Here is a 20088-nt window from a genome sequence, read left to right on the forward strand (position 1 = left end):
ACTGTTCCGCAATGCTCGTAAAAAATATCTTCATCGAAAACTCAACGGAAGCGAAGGACATCCGCGTAACGGACGGCAAGTTTGAGGAAATCGCGCAGAACCTGACGCCGCGCGAAGGCGAAGAGGTCGTCGACGGCGCGGGCAAGCTCGCGATACCGCCCTTCATCGAGAGCCACGTCCACCTCGACACCTGCCTCACGGCCGGCGACCCCGTATGGAACCTTTCCGGCACGCTCTTCGAGGGCATCGAGTGCTGGAGCAAGCGCAAGGAAAAGCTCTCGAAGGAGGACGTCAAGGAGCGCGTCCGCCGCGCCGTGCGCATGCAGGCCGCGAACGGCGTCCAGCACGTCCGCACGCACGTCGACGTCACAGACCCGACGCTCGTCGCGATGGAGGCGATGATAGAGCTGCGCGAGGAGCTCAAGGACTTCGTCAACATCCAGATAGTCGCCTTCCCGCAGGAGGGCATCATGAGCTACCCGAACGGCGAGCAGCTCCTCGAAGATTCCGTCAAGATGGGCGCTGACTGCGTCGGCGCGATTCCGCACTTCGAGTTCACGCGCGAGTACGCCGTCGAGTCCGTCAACTACTGCATGAAGATAGCGGAGAAGTACGGCAAGCTCGTCGACGTCCACTGCGACGAGATAGACGACGAACAGTCGAAGGGGCTCGAGGTCCTCGCCGCGCGCGCCCTTGAGAGCGGCATGAAGGACATGGTGACGGCGAGCCACACGACGGCGATGCACAGCTACAACAACGCCTACTGCGGCAAGCTCTTCCGCCTGCTCCGCATGAGCGACATCAACTTCGTCTGCAACCCGCTCGTCAACACGCACCTCCAGGGACGCTTCGACACCTACCCGCGCCGCCGCGGCGTGACGCGCGTCAAGGAACTGCTCGCGAACGGCAACAACGTCTCGTTCGGCCACGACGACATCTTCGACCCGTGGTATCCGCTCGGAACGGGCAACATGCGCGACGTCATCTTCATGGGGCTCCACGTCTGCCAGATGATGGGCTACCAGGAGATAATGGACTCCTACCGCCTCTGCACCTACAACGCCGCGAAGACGCTGCACCTCACGGGCTACGGCATCGCCGAGGGCAACGACGCGAGCTTCATAATCCTCGACGGCGACAACTTCTACAACGCGCTCAACCGCAAGGGCGAGGTGCTGCGCTCCTACAACAAGGGCCGCCTCATCGCCTCCGCCGAGCCCGCCAAGAGAGAGATACACTTCTAACAGAAAAACGAAGCTTTGCGGCCGCGCCGGAAATTTCACGGCGCGGCCGTTTTTTGTGCATTCCGCACTCCGAACGGCGCGAGCGCCCTTCACGACTGAAAGATTTAATAAAGTCAAACCGTTTATGTAAAAGCGCGGATAAGCGCGAAAACTTCGCAAAACACCATAAAACAGAAAATATTTGGAAATAACCTGATTTGAGAAAAGCGGCACCGCTCATTACAATTTCAGCTGTAAAGAAAATTAGCACTCAATGAGTGCGAGTGCTAATACAAATCAAGCAAATTTTGCAGGAGGGGATTTTCCTATGAAACTTAAACCGCTTGGAGACAGACTCGTAGTTAAGGCGGCTCCGAATGAGGAAAAGACGAAGGGCGGACTCGTCCTTCCCGATACAGTGAAAGAGAAGCCCGTCGAGGGCGAAGTCGTCGCGGTAGGCCAGGGCAAGGTGCTCGAGAACGGCACGCGCCAGCCGATGGAAGTCAAGGTCGGCGACAAGGTCATCTACAGCAAGTACTCCGGCACCGAAGTCAAGGTCGACGACGAGACCTACCTCGTCATCGGAGAGAGAGACGTTCTCGCTATCATAGAGAAGTAAGGAATTGGAGGAATAGATTATTATGGCAAAGGTTCTGCTTTTCAAAGAAGAAGCTCGCCGCGCTATGGAGCGCGGAATCAATAAAGTCGCGGACACCGTCGGCATCACCCTCGGACCGAAGGGCCGCAACGTCGTACTCGAGAAGAAATTCGGATCGCCGACCATCACCAACGACGGCGTGACCATCGCGAAGGAAATCGAGCTCGAAGATCCGTTCGAGAACATGGGCGCGCAGCTCATCAAGGAAGTTGCTTCCAAGACCAACGACGTCGCGGGAGACGGAACCACGACCGCTACCGTCCTCGCCCGTGCGATGATCCGCGAGGGAACGAAGAACGTAGCCGCCGGCGCGAACGGCATGCAGCTCCGCAAGGGGATGGAGCTCGCGACCGAAATCGTAGTCGACGAACTCAAGAAGCAGGCCGTGCCCGTCAAAGAGCACAAGAAGATCGCCCAGGTAGCTTCCATCTCCGCCAACGACAAGAAGGTCGGCGAGCTCCTCGCCGAGGCTATGGAGAAGGTCGGCGAGGAAGGCGTCATCACCGTTGAGGACAGCAAGAGCCTCGGCACGACGCTCGAGACCGTCGAAGGCCTCCAGTTCGACAAAGGCTACCTCAGCCCCTACATGATCACCAACCCCGACCGCATGGAAGCGGTCCTCGACGACGCGAACATCCTTATCGTAGACGGCAAAATCTCCAACGTTAAGGACATGCTCCCGATACTCGAGAAGAGCGTGCAGCTCGCGAAGCCGCTCCTCATCATCGCCGAAGACGTCGAAGGCGAAGCCCTCGCGACGCTCGTCGTCAACAAGCTCCGCGGCATACTCCAGGTCGTAGCCGTCAAGGCCCCGGGCTTCGGCGACCGCAGAAAGGCTATGCTCCAGGATATAGCCATCGTCACCGGCGCGACCGTCATCAGCGAAGAAGTCGGCCGCAAGCTCGACAGCGCCGACGTAGCGGACCTCGGCCACGCGAAGAAGATCAAGGTCAGCAAGGAAGCCACGACGATAGTCGAAGGCGGCGGCGACCCGCAGGCCATCAAGGACCGCGCTGCTCAGATTAAGAAAGAGCACGCCGACTCCACCTCCGAGTACGACAAGGAGAAGCTCCAGGAGCGCCTTGCGAAGCTCGTCGGCGGCGTAGCGGTCATCCAGGTCGGCGCGGCCACCGAGACCGAGCAGAAGGAACTCAAGCTCCGCATAGAAGACGCCCTCAACTCGACCCGCGCGGCAGTTGAAGAAGGCATCGTCCCCGGCGGCGGCGTAGCGCTCGTCGGCTGCGTGAAGGCCCTCGACGCCGAGATAGCGAAACTCGAAGGCGACGTGAAGACCGGAGCCCAGATCATCCGCAAGTCGATGACCGAGCCGCTCTACCTCATCGCTCAGAACAGCGGCATGCAGGGCGACGTCATCATCGAGAAGGTCAAGACCCTCAAAGAAGGCCAGGGCCTCGACGCGACGACCGGCGAGTACGTCGATATGATCGAAGCCGGAATCATCGACCCTGTCAAGGTAACGCGCTCCGCTCTCCAGAACGCTTCCTCGATCGCGGCCATGATCCTCACCACCGACGCGGTGGTCGCGGACAAGCCCGAGAAGAAGGAGACCATGGGCGACATGGCCGGCGGCATGGGCGGAATGGGCGGCATGGACTACTAAGTCCGGGCTGCGAATCTATAACAAGCGCCAAAATAAAACGGCGCGGAGGCTGAACGGCTTCCGCGCCGTTTTTTCGTGTCGGCGCGCCGTTGACTTTTTCGCCGTTCCGCGTCATCCTCATGGCGGAGAGGGGGCTGGACGATGAAATTCCGCTACGAGGCGAAGACGCGCGGCGGCGAGAGCGCGCGCGGGGAAATAGAGGCCGCGGACGAACGCACCGCCGCGTCGCAGCTGCGCGAAAAAGGGCTGACGCCAATCGAAATTACTCCCGCGGGCGAAAAACGCGGCGCGGCGAAAATTTCATTTTCCGCGCTCTTTGCGCGCCGCGTGAAGCTTGCGGAAAAGGCGCTATTCTTCCGCGAGCTCGCGACGATGACCGAAGCGGGCGTCCCCGCCGCCGCGTCGCTGAAAATCCTATCTGAACAGAAAAGAAGCCGCCGCTTCGAAGCCGTCATATCTGACATATACGTGCGCGTAGTCGCGGGCTCTCCGCTCGCCTCGGCCTTCGCTGAGCACCCAGAATGCTTTGGCGCAGTCGTCGCCGCGCTCGTCCGCGCCGGTGAAGAATCCGGCACGCTCGACGCGAGCCTCGCGAAGATAGCCTCGTTCCTCGAAGCGCGCGAAGAGCTGCGCAGAAAAATAATCTCCGCGCTGACCTATCCCGCGCTCGTCGCCTCCGTCGCGCTCTTCTCGCTCTGCGTCATGACCGCCGTCGTAATCCCGCAGTTCGAGCGCGCCTTCCGCGGCCTCGGCGTCGAGCTGCCGCCGCTGACGCGCGCCGTATTCCGCGCCGGCGCGTGGATGGAATCGCGCTGGCCTGCGCTTCTCTTCCTTATCTTTGCGCTCGCGCTCGCCGTGAAGCTCGCGCTGCGCAGCGCGCGGCTACGCCCGCACATCGACGGCGCCATGCTGAAAATTCCTGTATTCGGCGACATGCTGCTCAAAGCCTCGCTCTCGCGCTCTTTCGGCACGATGGCTGCGTTGCTGCGCGCAGGGCTGCCCGTGCTCGCCTCGCTGCGCCTCGCCGCCTCCGCGGCAGGCAACGAAAAAATACGCGCCGCCTTCGAATCGGCGCGCGACGGCGCGGCGGCGGGGAAGGGGCTCAGCGCCGCGCTCGGCGGCTGCCCCGTATTCCCGCGTATGATCGTGCAGATGGCGGCCGTCGGCGAGGAGACTGGGCGCTCCGCGGAGATGTTTGAAAAAATAGCCGGCTGGTACGAGTCCGAGCTCTCGGAGAAGGTCAGACGGCTCAGCTCGATACTCGAGCCCGTCATGGTCGTGATAGTCGGCGCTGCGGTCGGCGTCATGGCCGTCGCGGTATTCATGCCCGTCGTCTCCGCGATAAACTCGTTCATATAAATTCCGCGCGCGCGTGAATTCTTCCTCAAAAACTGCTATCATCATAGAAGCTGCAAAACCATGCTTTCATCAAATCATAAGGATACGGAGGAATCGTCCATGAAACATACTGACGCCGCCCGCGGCCGGTCGCGGGGCTTCACCCTCGTGGAAATGCTCATCGTCATAATAATCATAGGAATACTCGCCGGAATGATGATGCTCTCGACGGGAGCCGCGACGGACAAGGCCGAGGCGACGCGGATAGTCTCCGACATGCGCAGCATGAAGACGGCCTGCGTCATGTACTACGCCGACAGCGGCGAATGGCCCGAGGCGATAAGCGCGAGCTTCGACAAATACCTCGACGTACCGGTCAGCGACAACGACGACTACTCGCTCACAACGTCGGAAAACGTCCTGTGGCTCAGCTACAAGGGCGGAAAGCTCGCCGAGGGCAACGGCGTATCGGAGCGTCTCGCCGCGATGGCGAAGGAGACAGGGCTCTACGCTTCGGCATCCGCCGAGCCCGACGACCCGGACTACAGCGGCGGCGCGGAGGTATTCATGATAGTCAAAAAATAGCGCCGCGCGCGTTTCGCCGCGCATCGCAAAATATAAAGCTGGATTTTCAAATAAATTTATGGCATACTCTAATCTGAACTTTCAACAACTGCCGGAGGTGAGGGGAATCCCCCCGCATAATGAAAAAAGAAAATAAAATCCTCATCATCGACTGCGGCTCGCAGTACACACAGCTCATCGCGCGCCGCGTGCGCGAACTCGGAGTTTACAGCGAAATACTCTTCTGGGACTCGCCCGCAGAAAAACTCGAAGCGGCTAACCCGTCAGGAATCATCCTCTCCGGCGGCCCGCGCAGCGTGCTTGACGACGACGCGCCCGCAGTGCCGGTCGAGCTCATAAAGTCCGGCGTCCCCGTGCTCGGAATATGCTACGGTATGCAGATGCTGGCCCACACCTTCGGCGGCGTCGTGGAGCGCGGCGAATCGGCGGAGTACGGACGCGCGGTCGTAGACGTCGAGGGCGGACGGCTCTTCTCGCGCTGCGGCGGAGACAAAAAGCTCGACGTATGGATGAGCCACTGGGACGAGGTCAAAGGGCTGCCCGCGGGCTTCCGCGTCACGGCGCGCAGCGAAAGCGGCGCGATGGCGGGCTTCGAGTCCGAAGACGGCATGGTGACGGCGCTCCAGTTCCACCCCGAAGTCGCACACACTCCGAAAGGACAGGAGATACTCTCAGCCTTCCTCTTCGACATCTGCGGCTGCAAGGCCGAATGGACGCTCGGCACCGAATGGATAGATCATGAAATAGAAAAAATACGCGAGAAGGTCGGCGACGGGACGGTCATCTGCGGCCTCTCCGGCGGCGTGGACTCCACCGTCTCCGCGGTAATCACGCAGCGCGCCGTCGGCGACAAGCTACACTGCATATTCGTAGACCACGGAATGCTGCGCAAGGACGAGGGCAAACAGGTCATGGAGACCTACCGCTCGCTCAACCTCAACGTGCATTACGTAGACGCGGGCGAACGCTTCCTCACCGCCCTCGCGGGAGTGACCGAGCCGGAACGCAAGCGCAAGATAATAGGCGAGCTCTTCATCCGCGTATTTGAGGAAGAGGCGCGCCGTCTCGGCGGCTCCGACTGGCTGCTCCAGGGGACGATATATCCCGACGTAGTCGAAAGCGGACACGGCGGCGGCGGAGTCATCAAAAGCCACCACAACGTCGGCGGTCTGCCAGACGACATGAAGATGGGGCTGCTCGAGCCGCTGCGCGACCTCTTCAAAGACGAAGTGCGCCGCGTCGGAAAAGTCCTGGGCATCGCGCCGCACTTCCTTGAGCGCCACCCGTTCCCCGGCCCCGGCCTAGCCGTCCGCTGCCTCGGAGAGCTCAAAAAAGAACGCCTCGACATCCTGCGCGAAGCCGACGCGATATTCATCGAAGAAATCCGCAGAGCGGGCCTCTACAACGACATCTGGCAGGCCTTCTGCGCGCTGCTGCCCGTCCGCAGCGTCGGCGTAGTCGGCGACGTGCGCACCTACGGCGAAACAATCGCCCTCCGCGCCGTTTCCTCGCTCGACGCCATGACCGCCGAATGGGTCCGCCTCCCCTACGACCTCCTCGACACAGTAGCCCGCCGCATCTGCAACGAAGTCCCGCAGGTGAACCGCGTAGTCCTCGACGTAACCTCCAAGCCGCCGGCAACGATTGAGTGGGAGTAACGCCGCGCGCGAGCGATTAAGGATATCGATAAAAGTCTTACACGAAGATAAAAATTAAATTTTTGCGGCGCGGCCTCCTTTTTTCGGAAGGCCGCGCTTTTTGCGAAACGAAGGTAAGTCAATGAAGCGCTTCATAATTTATATAGCGGGGCTGAATCTTATCGCCGCCGCAGTCGTTCTGAACATACGCTACGATTTGGGCGTAGCGGCGTTCAGCTCCGTGATGTACGCCGTTGCGGAAATTTATCACATTTCGATCGGGGCCGCTACGATTATATGTTATCTGATTTTCGTCTCTATGCAGTGCGTATTGTCGAAGAGGATAACGCTGACGTACGCGCTTGAGATTCCGCTGTCGTTCGCTTTCGGGCTGCTGACGGATTTTTACGACTTCCTCATACCGGACTTCAGTCTCGCTCTCGTCCCCGGCGCGCTATGCTTTTTCCTGACGATGTTCGTCACCGCGCTCGGCGTTTTTCTGTGCGTCAAAAGCAGGCTGATTCTTACGCCTGTCGAGGGAATCGTGCAGACCATTTCCGACGTCTTCAAATTTCCGTTTTCGATGGTGAAGAACGTCTGCGACGTTTCGCTGGTCGCGATAAGCGCCCTTCTGTGCATCGCCTACGGCGCGCCGTTTTACGGCATCGGCGCCGGCACCGTGCTCTCCGCGTTTGCGATAGGGCGCATCATAAAAATTTACGAAAGGGCGGACGCTTCGCTGCGGCTTGGGGCAGGGACGCATTGACGCCGCGGAGCGGTCAAGAATATCGGCTGTACGGATAGCCCAATATCGCGCGACGTGATAGGATATATTATGGAAGGGGTTGTGTTTGTTTATGGCCGAATCCGAGAATAAGAAGGCCTCCGTGCGGAGGCGGCTGAAGAGAAAGCCGGAGCTGACTGTCTGCCCGCTCGGTGGGATGGGGGAGATCGGGAAGAATCTCACCGTTTTCCGCTGCGGCGACGATTTTATAATCGTAGACTGCGGGCTGAAGTTTCCCGAGGAAGATATGCTCGGGATTGATTTCGTCATCCCGGACATTGAATATCTGATAGAGAATAAATCGAAGATAAAGGCTATTTTTATAACGCACGGTCACGAGGACCACATCGGCGCGCTGCCTTTCGTGCTGCCCCGGCTCGACGTGCCGGTCTACTGCTCGCGGCTCGCGGGCGGGCTTATCGAGAACAAGATGGTGGACGCGCGGACGGGCTACGCGCCCGATTACCGTTACGTCTGCCCGGGCGACAGGGTGACGGCGGGATGCTTCGAGGTTGAGTTCATTCAGCTCTGCCATTCGATTCCCGACGCCTTCGCGCTCGCCATTCACACGCCGCTCGGCGTCATAGTCCACACAGGAGATTTCAAATTCGACCCGACGCCCGCTGACGGCAACAGGCCAGACTACAGCACTCTCGCGCGCCTCGGGGACGAGGGCGTGCTGCTGCTGATGTCCGACTCGACGAACGTCGAGCGTCCCGGCTCCACGCCGTCGGAGAAAGTCATCGGGCAGACCTTTGAGCGTTTCTTCCGCCTCTATAAGGACAGGCGCATCGTCATTGCTACCTTTGCGAGCAATCTCAACAGGACGCAGATGATTCTCGCGACTGCGGCGCGCTTCAACCGCAAGGCTGTACTCGTCGGCCGCAGCATGACGGCGAACGTCGAGCTCGCGGCGCAGCTCGGCTACCTCGACGTGCCCGACGGCCTTATCGTTTCGGCGCAGGAGGCGGAGCATATGCCGGACAACCACGTCGTCGTGCTGACGACTGGGAGTCAGGGCGAGCCGTTCTCCGGCCTTGTGCTTATGAGCCGCGGCGCGCACCGCCAGGTGAAGCTCGGGCCGAAGGATTTGGTAATAATCTCCGCGACGCCGATTCCCGGCAACGAGAAGCTCGTGAGCCAGACGGTGAACAGGCTCTTCGCCTGCGGCGCGGAGGTCATCTACGAGCGCGAGGAGAAAATTCACGTCTCGGGCCACGCCTCGCGCAACGAGCTTATGCTGATGTTCAGCCTGACGAGGCCGAAGTTCTTCGTGCCGTGCCACGGCGAGTACCGCCATCTTGTGCGCCACGCGCAGCTTGCGCGCGAGATGGGCGTAGCTGCGAAGAACGTCTTTATTTTGCAGAACGGCGACCAGCTTCGCTTCAGCGGGCAGCGCGCGGAGATGATAGGGCGCGTGCAGGCCGGGCCTGTGCTCATCGACGGCGTAGTGCTCGGCGAGTTCGAGGGCAGCATTCTGCGCGAGCGGCGCGAAATGGCGGAGAACGGCCTCGTCGTCGTCTCCGTCGTGCTCGACGCTTCGATGAAGCCCGCGGCGCCGGTGCAGATACAGACGCGCGGAAGCGTATATTCTGCGGACGACGGAAGCACCTTCGGCGAGCTTGAAAGCGCCGTGCTGACCGCTGTCGCGCAGTTCGCGCGCACGCCCGGCGCGAAGCGCGAGACACTGCCGACGGAGATACGCAAGCGGATACGCGAGGTTTTCTCGAAGAGTTCGCGCAATTATCCGACCATCATACCGCTTATAACGTATATTTAAGGCGCGGAAGGATATATAATTTTTACCGGCTTCGCCGCGCCGTATCTTCCGCGCGCTGGCGGCGGTGCGCGCCGCTCTTTTGCGGCGGGGCGCAAAATTTAGGAACATGAGGTAAAAACTGCAAATGAATACGGATACGATCATTCTCGGCCTCGTACAGGGCTTTACGGAATTTCTGCCGGTCAGCAGCTCGGGCCATCTCGCGCTCGCAAAGATATTCCTCGGCATGGAGATGCCGCCGCTCAACTACGACCTTGTGCTGCACGTCTCGACGACGCTTGCGACGATAATTTTCTTCTTCCCGGATATATGCTCGCTCTTCGTCGAATGGTGCAAAGGCTTCGGCGGCGGCGCGGCGCGCAGCAAGCCCGGCTGGAGCATAGGCTGGGCCGTCGCTCTCGGCACCTGCGTCACTGGGGCCATCGGCATGTCGATCAAGGATTTTTCCGAGGCCGCGTCGCTCAATTCGCTGATCGTCGGAATATGCCTGCTGATAACGGGCGTCATGCTGCTGCTCTCGCGTTATATACGCGGCGGCGGCGACAAGGTCACGCTGAAAAACGGCCTCATCGTCGGCGTAATTCAGGGCATCGCGGTGATGCCAGGCATTTCGCGCTCCGGCTCGACCATCATCGCGGGGCTCGCCTCGGGGCTTTCCAAAGAAGAAGCTTTCCGCTTTTCGTTCCTTCTTTCCATACCTGCGATAATTGGCGCTACCTGCGTCCAGGCCCTTGAGTTCGGCGGCTGGGACAGCTTCGTCTCCACGCTGCCGGAGGGATGGCTCGTCGGCGCGGTCTGCTCGTTCGCGAGCGGCCTTCTGTCGCTCTTCCTTTTGAAACGGCTCGTCATCGCCTCAAAGTGGTGGTACTTCGGCGTCTACTGCCTCGCGGTCGGCGGCCTGTCCGTAATTTTGACCTGCATGGGAGGATGGTAATATGGCTCTCGTAAAAAGCGCTTCGCTCCGCTGGGGCGTGATTTTCCTCTGCATGATACTCGGCACGTGGCTCGGCCTCTTTCTCCAGAGGTTTTCCGCCACGTCGCTGCTTTTTTCCAACATCGTTGACTTCACGGTGGACGTGCGCGAGATAGACCTGCTGATGCTGCGGCTCGGCTTTCTCTTTGCGCTGAAGCTGAACCTCGGCACGCTCATCGGCGCGATATGCGGGATAGTGATAACAAGATGATAAAGAACATAGTCCTCGCCTCGGGCAGTCCGAGGCGGCACGAGCTTCTCGCCGGGCTCGGCTGGGAGTTCCGCGTCGAGCCGTCGCTTATAACGGAGACGAAGCCGGAGGGCGAAACGCCCGCGCATCTCGTCAAACGCCTCGCCTTTGAGAAGGCCTCGGAGGTTGCTGGACGCTTTCCAGGAAACTGGGTCGTCGGGGCAGACACCGTGGTCGCGATAGACGGAATGATTCTCGGCAAGCCGAAGGACGAGGCGGAGGCGAAGTCCATGCTGCGCCGCCTCGCTGGCGCGACTCACTCTGTGTTCACGGGCGTCGCGCTCATAGCGCCGGACGGCAGAAGCTTGTCGGAGACGGACGAAACGAAGGTGACCTTCCGTCCGCTGAGCGACGAGGAAATTTCCGCCTACGTCGCATGTGGCGAGAGCATGGACAAGGCCGGAGCCTACGCGATACAGGGGCGCGGCACTTTGCTCGCCTCTCGGATCGAGGGCTGCTATTTCAACGTCGTCGGCCTTCCGCTGTTCCTGCTGAGCCGCATGTTCGCCTCTATGGGCGCGCCGCTTTCCGCGCAGTGGGGGAATGAATGATGAAGAGCATCAACCGGCGCAGCCTTTTGTACTTCGCGCTCGCCGTCGCCGCGGCGCTCGCGCTTTACGGCCTTTCCGCGCGCTTGGCCGCAGAGGGCGGCGGCAAGACGGCGGCCTTCGTCACCGACAGCCGCGAGATTTTCTCGCTCGCCTACCAGAGCGGCAAAACGCCCGCCGACGTATGGCGCGAGGTAAACGCGCTCGGCGTCGCCGGAGCCGCGGTCTCCGAGTTCACCGGCGACGAGCTCGCTATGTATTCCAGCCTCGGCGTGCGCTTCGGTCCGGCGGCTGTGTTTACGGCGAAGCTGAACGCGGACGCGGCGCGCGCCGTGCTCTGCTGGAGCAAGAACTCGCCATACGGCGCGCAGCTACGCTCGTACCTCGAGCGCAAGCTTCCGAACGTCGGCTTCGTCGAGGCGAGCGGCAACGTTTACGCGCTTCTGCCGGGAACGGTGGAGGAGTTCAAATCCTCTGCGCTCGTCCCGGATTTCTCGGCGCTTGAATTCTGCCGCGCCAACGGCGCAGATGCGCTCTTCCGTCCTGGCCCCTGCACGCCGTCCTCCGGCGCGGACGTCGCCGAGGCCCTCGACTGGCTCACCAACGAATATCCTCAGATTAAAAATATAATCCCCGCCGGCGCGATACTCGCCGGTTATCCCGACGTGCGTCCGCTGGCCGCGGTCATGAAGGCGAAGGGGATAACACTGTCGCAGGTCGAATTCGTGCGGCAGATAGGCGTCCCCGCGCTCGCGCGGAATCTCGGAAGCCTCGTCGTGCCGATGCACAGCCTCACGAAAGAGGAGATAATCTCGCGCAGCATCAGCCGCCCGACGATTGTCGACCGCTACGTGCGCGCGGTGCACGAGCGCTCGATACGCCTCGTCATGGTGCATCCGTACGATTTGCAGATGGGCGGACGGCTCGACATATTCCTGAAGGACCTCGGCGAATATAAGGCGGCGCTCGAAGCGCGCGGCTACGCGCTTGGATGGCCGAAGCCGCTGCCCGTGTGGCCCGCGCCGCTCGCGGGGGCCTTTGCCTGCGGGATATGCTTTGTCTTTACGCTCTGGTTCTACGGTTCGCGGATGAACGGCAGCGAAAAGCTTTCCGTGCCGCTCTCCTCGGCGCTGGCGCTCTTCGCGGCCTCGGCGGCGCTCGGCGGCGCGCTCTGGTATTCGTCCGCCGCGGCGCGGCTCGCGGGCGGCCTCTGCGGGGCGCTCGTCGCGACCGAAGCGGCGCTCTGCGCGCTTGAAAGCGCCCACAGCCGCGTGCGCGGAGCCGTTCTCGCGCTGCTGACCGTCGTCGCGGGCGGGCTGTCGATAGCGTCTTTCTACGGAACGTCGGCCGCGGCGCTGCGCCTCACGCCCTTCTCGGGCGTCAAGCTGACGCTGCTGCTGCCGCTGATTCTTATTTTCGCGCACGATATGAAACGCCGCGTCCACCCGGAGGGCTTCCTCGAGGTCATGCGCCGCTCGCCGCTATGGACGGAGCTCGCGCTGCTCGGCGTCGTGATGCTCGGCGCGCTCGTGATGGCGCTGCGCAGCGGCAACGTCTCGAACGTCCCGGGCTGGGAGGTCGCCTTCCGCGATTTCGTAGAGAATATGCTCATAGTGCGGCCGCGCACGAAGGAGTTCATGATAGGCTATCCGGCGCTCGTCATATACTGGTTCACGGTGCGCAAGGGGCTGATTCCTTATTACCGCGAGGTGCTGCGGCTCGCCGCGGCGCTCGCCTTCTGCTCGGCGGTCAACACCTTCTGCCATTTCCACACGCCGCTCTATCTGAGCGTGATACGCACGCTCAACGGCTGGTGGCTCGGCCTGCTGATAGGCGTCGTCTGCGCGGCGGCGCTTGGGCTGGCGCTGCCGAGGCTTAAACGCGCGGCTGGCGTCCGGCTGTAGGGGAAACGTTCACGGCGTTGAAAAAAGAGTTCGACGTACTTCTTCTAGGATATTACGGCTTCGGCAACCTCGGCGACGAGCTTCTCTGCGAAGCGTCGCTGAGGCTGCTTGCTTCGTGCGGCGTGCCGAAGGAGCGCGTCGCGCTGCTTTCCGCCGCTCCGCGCGAGAGCGAAGAAAGATACGGCGTCCGCGCCTTTAACCGCTGGAGCCTGCGCGAGATAGGGCGCGCATGCGCCGCTAGCCGCAGCCTGCTGCTCGGCGGCGGCGGGCTTTTCCAGGATTCGACGAGCGCGCGCTCCTGCGTCTACTACTACGCCGCTGTGCGTATAGCGCGGCTGCTCGGCCTCAGAGTCTGGGCGGAGGGGCAGTCGGTGGGGCCGCTGCGCCGCGGGCTGTCTCGCGCGCTGACGCGCTGGGCCTTCGGCTCATGCGTCCACACCGGCGTGCGCGACGAAAGCTCGCGCGATATTCTCGGCTCTATGGGAATCGGCGCAGCGCTCGCTCCCGACCTTGTGACGTCGCTGCCCGTGCCGCGCGCGGAGGGCGGCGGGAATTTCCTGCTCTTCAACGCGCGTCCCGGATACCGCGCGCTCGCGGAGAAAGCTGCGGCGGGCTGCATGAAGCTTGCGAAAAGCTCCGGGCTCGAGGTCGCGGGCATAGCCCTGTCGCGCGAGGACGAGGCCGAACTTGCGAGCCTCGCGTCGGCGGGGCTCATAAAGCTTTCGGACATTACGCTTGTTTCGTCGAAGGAAGATTTTTCGCGCGCCGCGCGCCGCGCTTGCGGCGCTGTCGGCATGCGGCTCCATTTTCTTATACTTTCCGCGCTTTCGGGCCTTCCGCTCGCCGGCTGCGCCTATGATCCTAAGGTCGCGGGGCTTTGTATGCGTTATAATATTGCTTTGACAGACGGCGGCGAGACGACGCTTTCCGCTCCGCCATCCGCGGAGCTTGCGGCGGCGGAGGCCGCGTCGGTCGCTAGAGTTTTTGCGGAAGGACTGCGGGCGGCCCGCTGTGAAATCAATGGATGATAAAAGAATCGAAGAACTGAAAAATATATCCGCCGAGGTGCGCAAGGACGTGCTGCGCATGGTCGGCATGGCGCGCTCCGGGCCTTACGAGACGCCGCTCGCGATCGCGAGCCTGCTCGTCTACCTCTACTGGGAGGAGCTCGCGCTCATCCCGTCGGAGCCGCGGCGTGAGGACAGGGACCGCTTCGTCCTCGGAATGCCGCGCGCCGTCCCCGCGCTCTACGCGGCGCTCGCGCGGCGCGGATTTTTTGAGCGCGAGCATCTTTGGCACTACAGGCGTCTCGGCGCGATGCTGCAGGCGCTGCCGGACTTCCGGCGCATACCGGGGCTCGACGCCCCGTGCCTGACGGTGCAGCCGTCGCTCGCGACCGCCGCGGCGCTCGCGGAGGGGCTTGCGCGCCGCAGCTTCAGGCCGCGCGTCGTCTTTCTCGTCTCGGAGAGGGCTTTCCGTTCCGAGGAATTTGCGGAGGAGGCCGCGCGTGTCGCGGGCGAGCCGCTTCCGAACCTTTTCATGATAGTCGCGTCAAAGGAGGGCTTCGAGCTCCCGCGCCGCGCCTGCTCCGGCTGGGACTGCCGCGAGGCAGCGGCCGACGACTTCGCGTCGCTTGAAAGCGCCTGCGCCTCGTTCGACTTCTCGTCCGGCGGGCCGAAGGCGCTCTTCGCGGCGGCACGCGGCGGCTCCGGCCTCTCGCTCTTCGGAGAGGAGCCTGTGGACGGCGGACATTCCCTCAGCCTCGGTGAGCTCGACCAGGCGCTTGAAGAATTGGAGGTAAGATCCAATGAACATAAATAAACCGGTCTCGACCTTCGAGGCCTTCTGCGGCATAATAGCGGACCGCGCGCGCACGAACGGCGACTTCGCTCTGCTTCTGACGGAGAGCGTGCCGGAGTGCGCGGAGCTCGCCGCGATACCCGAAGATAAGATTGTTATGAGAGACGCTCCGGCCCACTCGGCGCTGCTGCGCGCCGCGGGGCTCGCGCTATCCGGCGCGAAGCCCTGGGTGCTCGGACGCAGCCTCGAACTCATGGGCGGCAGCTACGCTCACATACGCGAGGCGGTCGCCATGCCGGCCCTGCCCGTCCGCATCGCCGCGATGGACGGCGGCCTTTCGAGCGCAAGCGACGGCTCGGCGAAGCAGCTATTCTCCGACCTCGCGCTTGCAAGGACGATACCGGGGATGCACCTTTTCGTCCCCTCCGACGCCGTCTCGCTGAAAGGAATAATAGAAGAAGGCGGCGCGCCGCTTTATATGCGCCTCGGGCGCACGCCGCTGCCCGAGCTGGAGAACCCCGCCGGAGAGATATTCAAGCTCGGCGGCGCGCGCATACTGCGCTCCGGCACGGACGTGACGATATGCGCCTGCGGCATTATGGTGAGCCGCGCGCTCGAGGCCGCGGAGCGGCTCGAACGGCAGAATATCAGCGCCGAGGTGATCGACTGCTACTGCCTCAAGCCCTTCCCCGAGCAGGCGCTGCTCTCGTCAGTCCGCAGGACGGGCTGCTGCGTCGTTGCGGAGGTCCACAGCGGCATCGGCGGCCTTTTCGGCGCGGCGGCGGAATGCCTCGGACGCACCTATCCCGTGCCGCTCCGCTCCGTCTCCGTCCCCGACGAGTTCATCAACAGCGGTACGCCGGACGAGCTGCGCGAGTACTACGGCCTGACGCATAAGGAAATCGTCGACGCGGCGGCGCAGGCGTGGGCGCTGCGCAGGAGGTAGCGGCATGGACATAAGATTTTCCGGCGTCTCCAAAATTTTCGAGCCCGACATAGTGGCGCTTGAGGACGTATACCTCGACATAGAGAGCGGGGAGTTCGTCTACCTCATCGGAGAGACGGGCTCCGGCAAGACGACGCTGATGCGCTGCATCTTCCGCGAGGTCGTCCCGACGCGCGGGCATATCAGCGTCGGCGGCCACGCGCTGCGAAAGATGGGGCGTTTCGAGCTCGCGATGTACCGGCGCGACATAGGCGTGGTCTTCCAGGACTTCTGCCTGCTGCCGACGATGACGGCCTTCGAGAACGTCGCCTTCGTACTCGAGGTCATGGGTGTGCCGTCGCGCGAGATAAGCGAGCGCGTCGAGGACGCTCTGAAGACCGTCGGGATATGGCGGCGCAGAATGCTCTACCCGCCGCAGATGTCGGGCGGCGAGCAGCAGCGCCTCGCGATAGCCCGCGCGATAGTCAACGAGCCGTCGCTCATCCTTGCGGACGAGCCGACCGGCAACCTCGACAACCACACTGCGGACGAGATAATGCAGCTTCTTCTTGAAATCAACGCCGCGGGCACGACTGTGCTCATGGCGACGCACAACCAATTCCTCGTGGACACATACAGGCACCGCGTAGTCGAGATACGGCGCGGGCGCATCATACGCGACGAGAAGGACGGAGGCTACGAAGGCGATGGCGCGTATTAAATATATAATGCGGGACGGATGGCGCCTGATATGGCGTCACTTCGGAATGAGCCTTCTCACGATATTCACGGCGATGGCGGTATTCTTCGTCGTCGGCGCGACGATGCTCTTCATCCTCAACATGCGCAGCGTCATAGCGAATATGGAAAACCAGCTCTCGATACAGGCCTACCTCAAGGCCGACGCCGAACTCGAAAAGACCGCGGCCGCGGTGCGCGGCATACGCGGCGTCGAAAGCGTGACGATGATTACGAAGGAGACGGCGCTCGAACGGCTGCGCGCGCGCCTCGGCAACCAGGCCGACGCGGTGATGCTGCTCGGGGAGAACCCGCTGCCCGCGAGCCTCGAGATACACGTCGCTAAGGCCTCGCAGGTCGCGGACGTTGCGAGCCGCCTCACGTCCGTCAAGGAAATCGAGGACATCGTCTACGCGGGACACGTCGCGGAGAAGCTGACGCGCCTCTCGTCGTTCGTCGAAAAGTTCTCGATAATCATGCTCGCCGTCGCGCTCACTGCGAGCGGCGTCGTGCTCTTCAACACGATACGCATATCCGTCTACTCGCGCGCGCAGGAGATCGACGTGATGATGAAGGTCGGCGCGACTTCGACCTACGTCGCCTTCCCGTTCGTGATACAGGGCTTCATCCTCGGCTTCTTCGGCGCGCTCGCGGCCTCGACCGCGCTCGGCTACTCCTACCTCAGCGCGCTCGAACGGCTGCGCGACATGCTGCCGTTCATCGCGTTCATCGAGTCGAAGCGGCTGCTCGCGAACCTCTTCATCATGCTTATCTGCTGCGGCGCGGTCGTCAGCCTCATAGCGAGCCTGATAGCGGTCGAAAAATTCATCAGAAAGGCCTCGAAGCCGCTCTAGCGCGGCGACCGGGACGGTGGTGAAAGCCATGGCGGCAGTCAGAAGGACAATAGCGGCGCTCGCGATATGCGCGCTTCTCTGCGCCTGCGGCGGAGCCTTCGCCGCGGCGAAGCAATCCGACATCGACGCGCAGATAAAACAGCAGGAGCGCGAATTCGAGAAGATACAGAAACAGATATCACAGAACCAGAAAAAGCTGACCGAGACGGCGAAGCGCGAAAAGAGCGTAGCGAACCAGCTCAACAAGCTGAGCCAGCGGATAACGGTCACGCAGCAGCGCGTCAACATCGTGAGCCTGAAGATGCAGAAGGTCAAGAAAAACATCTTCACGCTCGACGCCGACATAAAAAAGATGAACAAGGACATCGCCGCGGCGCAGGAGATACTCAAGAAGCGCATGGTGAATATCTACAAGTACGGCGGCGTCGCGGAGTTCAACCTGCTCATGTCGTCGCGCGGCGCGGAGGACGCGCTAGCGAACTCGTACCTGCTCGGCAAGATAGCGGAGCAGGACAAAAAGCTCATCGACTACCTGACGAACGAGAAACGCAAGCTTACGATGACGCAGGAGGAGCTGCGCAAGGAGCACTCGACGCTCAAGGATCAGAACGCCGACCTCGCGAAGCAGAACAAAGAGCTCAAGTCCGCCGCCGACGAGCGCAACGCCGTGCTCGCGAAGGTGCGAAAGGACAAGAAGCTCTTCCTCGCGGAGCAGGAGGAGCTCCAGCACGCCTCCGAGGAGATGCAGGCCGCGATAAAGAAGCTTCTCCAGCAGAAGCAGAAGCTCAAGGCGCAGGCCGACGCAGCGAAGCGCAAGCAGGGCAAGCCCGTAGCGCCGACGCCGGTCTACTACAAGGGCGGCCGCCTCGCGTGGCCGATACAGGGCAAGATAACGAGCCAGTTCGGCACGCGCGTGCATCCAGTATTCAAGACGAAGATAACGCACACGGGGCTCGACATCTCCGCGCCTAAGGGAACGCCGATAAAGGCCGCGGACCCCGGCGAAGTCCTCTACACCGGCTGGATGCGCGGCTACGGCCAGGTCGTCATCATCGACCACGGCGCGAACCTCACGACCGTCTACGCGCACATGTCGAAGATAGAGACCAGCGAAAACGCGAAGGTCACGCGCCAGACCGTAATCGGCCGCGTCGGGGCGACGGGCGTCGCGACCGGCAACCATCTGCATTTTGAAGTAAGGGTCAACGGCGACGCCGTGAATCCCATGAAATATCTGAAGTAACGGGGCTTTTCGGAAAGGTAAGTGAAGAATTTGAAATCTAAAATACTGCATCTGCTCACGGGCATCTTCATCGGCGCGCTGCTCTGCGTCTCGCTTTACAGCATACCGCAGGCAGTCGGCGCGGACTGGGAGCGGAGCCTGCCCTTCACGCCGCAGCAGCTTGCGATAATAAAACAGGTGAAGCTCGCGCTCTCGACCTACCAGGTCGACGGCGACAAAGAGGGCAAAATAGACGACACGCAGATGTACTACGGCGCGCTGCGCGGCCTCGTCGCCTCCATCGACGACCCGTACACGCGCTTCGTCGACCCCGAGGCGCTCGCCGAGGAGAATATGGAGATAGAGGGCGAGTACGGCGGCCTCGGCATCTACATGGCGAACCGTGACGGACGGACGACCGTCATCGCTCCGATAGAGGATACGCCGGCCGACCGCGCTGGGATCAAGCCGCTCGACGAAATAATCAAGGTCGACGACAAAACGGTCGTCGGCATGGAGAGCAACGAAATAGTCAAGATGCTGCGCGGCGAGCCGGGAACGCCGGTCACGCTGCACATACGCCGCAAGGACGAAAGCAAGCTCATCCCAGTCAAGATTGTGCGCGAAGTCATAAAGATAAAGACGGTGCGCCTCGAGATGCTCGGCGGCGGAATCGCCTACATCAAACTGAACCACTTCAACCTCAAGACCGACGAGGAGCTGCGCGCCGCGCTTGAGACGGCGGCGTCGAAGAACGCGAAGGGCGTCATCATGGACCTCCGCAACAACCCGGGCGGCCTGCTCGACGTATGTGTCGACGTCACATCGCGTTTCATCGGAGACGGCGTCGTAGTCGGCATGAAGGGACGCTTCGAGCGGGCTAACGACACTCTCTACGCGAAGCCGGGCCTCGCCAACGACCTGCCGCTCGTCGTGCTCGTCAACGAGGGAAGCGCCAGCGCCTCCGAGATATTCGCGGGCGCGATAAAGGACCACAAGCGCGGGACGATAGTCGGAATGAAAACCTTCGGCAAGGGCTCCGTGCAGACGCTCTTCAACCTTCCCGACGGCTCCGGCATATACGTGACGATAGCGCGCTACCATACGCCCTCGGGCTTCGTGATCGACCACAAGGGGCTCGAGCCCGACATAAAGGTGGAGGGCGAGCCGATGAAGAACAAGAAAGACGACAAACAGTTCCAGAAGGCGCTCGCCGTCCTGAAGGACAAGATGAAGAAGACGAAATAA

Annotated in this window: 19 protein-coding genes; all 19 read left to right on the forward strand. The window is 61.8% G+C overall.

Going from position 1 to position 20088, the window contains the following annotated elements:
* Window positions 1-11: 11 nt before the first annotated feature.
* The 19 genes from codA (at window position 12) to ABGT66_RS05820 (ending at window position 20088) form a co-directional block, all read left to right on the forward strand.
* Window positions 12-1244, forward strand: coding sequence for a cytosine deaminase (codA, locus tag ABGT66_RS05730; RefSeq protein WP_346689419.1), 1233 nt, complete (start codon window positions 12-14; stop codon window positions 1242-1244).
* A gap of 307 nt (window positions 1245-1551) precedes the next feature.
* Window positions 1552-1842, forward strand: coding sequence for a co-chaperone GroES (groES, locus tag ABGT66_RS05735; protein ID WP_294194011.1), 291 nt, complete (start codon window positions 1552-1554; stop codon window positions 1840-1842).
* Window positions 1843-1864: 22 nt separating this feature from the next.
* On the forward strand, window positions 1865-3502 hold the full coding sequence (gene groL, locus ABGT66_RS05740; RefSeq protein WP_294194010.1) for a chaperonin GroEL: 1638 nt from the start codon (window positions 1865-1867) through the stop codon (window positions 3500-3502).
* A gap of 141 nt (window positions 3503-3643) precedes the next feature.
* Entirely contained in the window at window positions 3644-4861 is a 1218-nt protein-coding gene (locus ABGT66_RS05745) for a type II secretion system F family protein (RefSeq protein WP_346689420.1), read from the forward strand.
* A 99-nt stretch (window positions 4862-4960) separates the two neighbouring features.
* Window positions 4961-5425, forward strand: a complete 465-nt coding sequence (locus tag ABGT66_RS05750) for a prepilin-type N-terminal cleavage/methylation domain-containing protein (RefSeq protein ID WP_346689421.1) — start codon at window positions 4961-4963, stop codon at window positions 5423-5425.
* 119 nt (window positions 5426-5544) lie between these two features.
* On the forward strand, window positions 5545-7083 hold the full coding sequence (guaA, locus tag ABGT66_RS05755) for a glutamine-hydrolyzing GMP synthase (protein WP_346689423.1): 1539 nt from the start codon (window positions 5545-5547) through the stop codon (window positions 7081-7083).
* A 121-nt stretch (window positions 7084-7204) separates the two neighbouring features.
* A complete protein-coding gene (locus ABGT66_RS05760; RefSeq protein ID WP_346689425.1) occupies window positions 7205-7828 on the forward strand; it encodes a DUF6198 family protein in 624 nt (207 codons plus the stop codon).
* A gap of 91 nt (window positions 7829-7919) precedes the next feature.
* Window positions 7920-9626: a ribonuclease J gene (locus tag ABGT66_RS05765; protein WP_346689427.1), complete on the forward strand. Its 1707-nt coding sequence runs from the start codon at window positions 7920-7922 to the stop codon at window positions 9624-9626.
* A gap of 124 nt (window positions 9627-9750) precedes the next feature.
* Window positions 9751-10560: an undecaprenyl-diphosphate phosphatase gene (locus ABGT66_RS05770; protein WP_303148402.1), complete on the forward strand. Its 810-nt coding sequence runs from the start codon at window positions 9751-9753 to the stop codon at window positions 10558-10560.
* A gap of 1 nt (window position 10561) precedes the next feature.
* Window positions 10562-10810, forward strand: coding sequence for a hypothetical protein (locus ABGT66_RS05775; protein WP_346689429.1), 249 nt, complete (start codon window positions 10562-10564; stop codon window positions 10808-10810).
* Window positions 10786-11400, forward strand: coding sequence for a Maf family protein (locus ABGT66_RS05780; RefSeq protein ID WP_346689431.1), 615 nt, complete (start codon window positions 10786-10788; stop codon window positions 11398-11400). Before ABGT66_RS05775 ends, ABGT66_RS05780 begins: the two co-directional genes overlap by 25 nt.
* Window positions 11397-13301 carry a DUF5693 family protein gene (locus ABGT66_RS05785; protein WP_346689433.1) on the forward strand — a complete coding sequence of 635 codons (1905 nt, stop codon included), beginning with the start codon at window positions 11397-11399 and terminating at the stop codon, window positions 13299-13301. Before ABGT66_RS05780 ends, ABGT66_RS05785 begins: the two co-directional genes overlap by 4 nt.
* A 17-nt stretch (window positions 13302-13318) precedes the next feature.
* A complete protein-coding gene (gene csaB, locus ABGT66_RS05790) occupies window positions 13319-14329 on the forward strand; it encodes a polysaccharide pyruvyl transferase CsaB (RefSeq protein WP_346689435.1) in 1011 nt (336 codons plus the stop codon).
* Window positions 14322-15122 (forward strand): hypothetical protein, encoded by an 801-nt coding sequence (locus ABGT66_RS05795; RefSeq protein ID WP_346689437.1) that lies wholly within the window; start codon window positions 14322-14324, stop codon window positions 15120-15122. The genes csaB and ABGT66_RS05795 overlap by 8 nt, the downstream gene beginning before the upstream one ends.
* Window positions 15109-16047: a transketolase C-terminal domain-containing protein gene (locus ABGT66_RS05800; RefSeq protein ID WP_294194564.1), complete on the forward strand. Its 939-nt coding sequence runs from the start codon at window positions 15109-15111 to the stop codon at window positions 16045-16047. Before ABGT66_RS05795 ends, ABGT66_RS05800 begins: the two co-directional genes overlap by 14 nt.
* Window positions 16048-16051: 4 nt before the next feature.
* Window positions 16052-16747, forward strand: a complete 696-nt coding sequence (locus ABGT66_RS05805; protein ID WP_294194566.1) for an ATP-binding cassette domain-containing protein — start codon at window positions 16052-16054, stop codon at window positions 16745-16747.
* 7 nt (window positions 16748-16754) lie between these two features.
* A complete protein-coding gene (locus tag ABGT66_RS05810) occupies window positions 16755-17618 on the forward strand; it encodes a permease-like cell division protein FtsX (RefSeq protein ID WP_346689439.1) in 864 nt (287 codons plus the stop codon).
* Between the two features lie 28 nt (window positions 17619-17646).
* Complete coding sequence (locus ABGT66_RS05815; RefSeq protein WP_346689441.1) at window positions 17647-18861, forward strand: peptidoglycan DD-metalloendopeptidase family protein; 1215 nt, start codon at window positions 17647-17649, stop codon at window positions 18859-18861.
* A gap of 21 nt (window positions 18862-18882) precedes the next feature.
* A complete protein-coding gene (locus tag ABGT66_RS05820) occupies window positions 18883-20088 on the forward strand; it encodes a S41 family peptidase (protein WP_346689443.1) in 1206 nt (401 codons plus the stop codon).

This window comes from uncultured Cloacibacillus sp., from assembly GCF_963926575.1.
GTDB lineage: Bacteria > Synergistota > Synergistia > Synergistales > Synergistaceae > Caccocola > Caccocola faecigallinarum.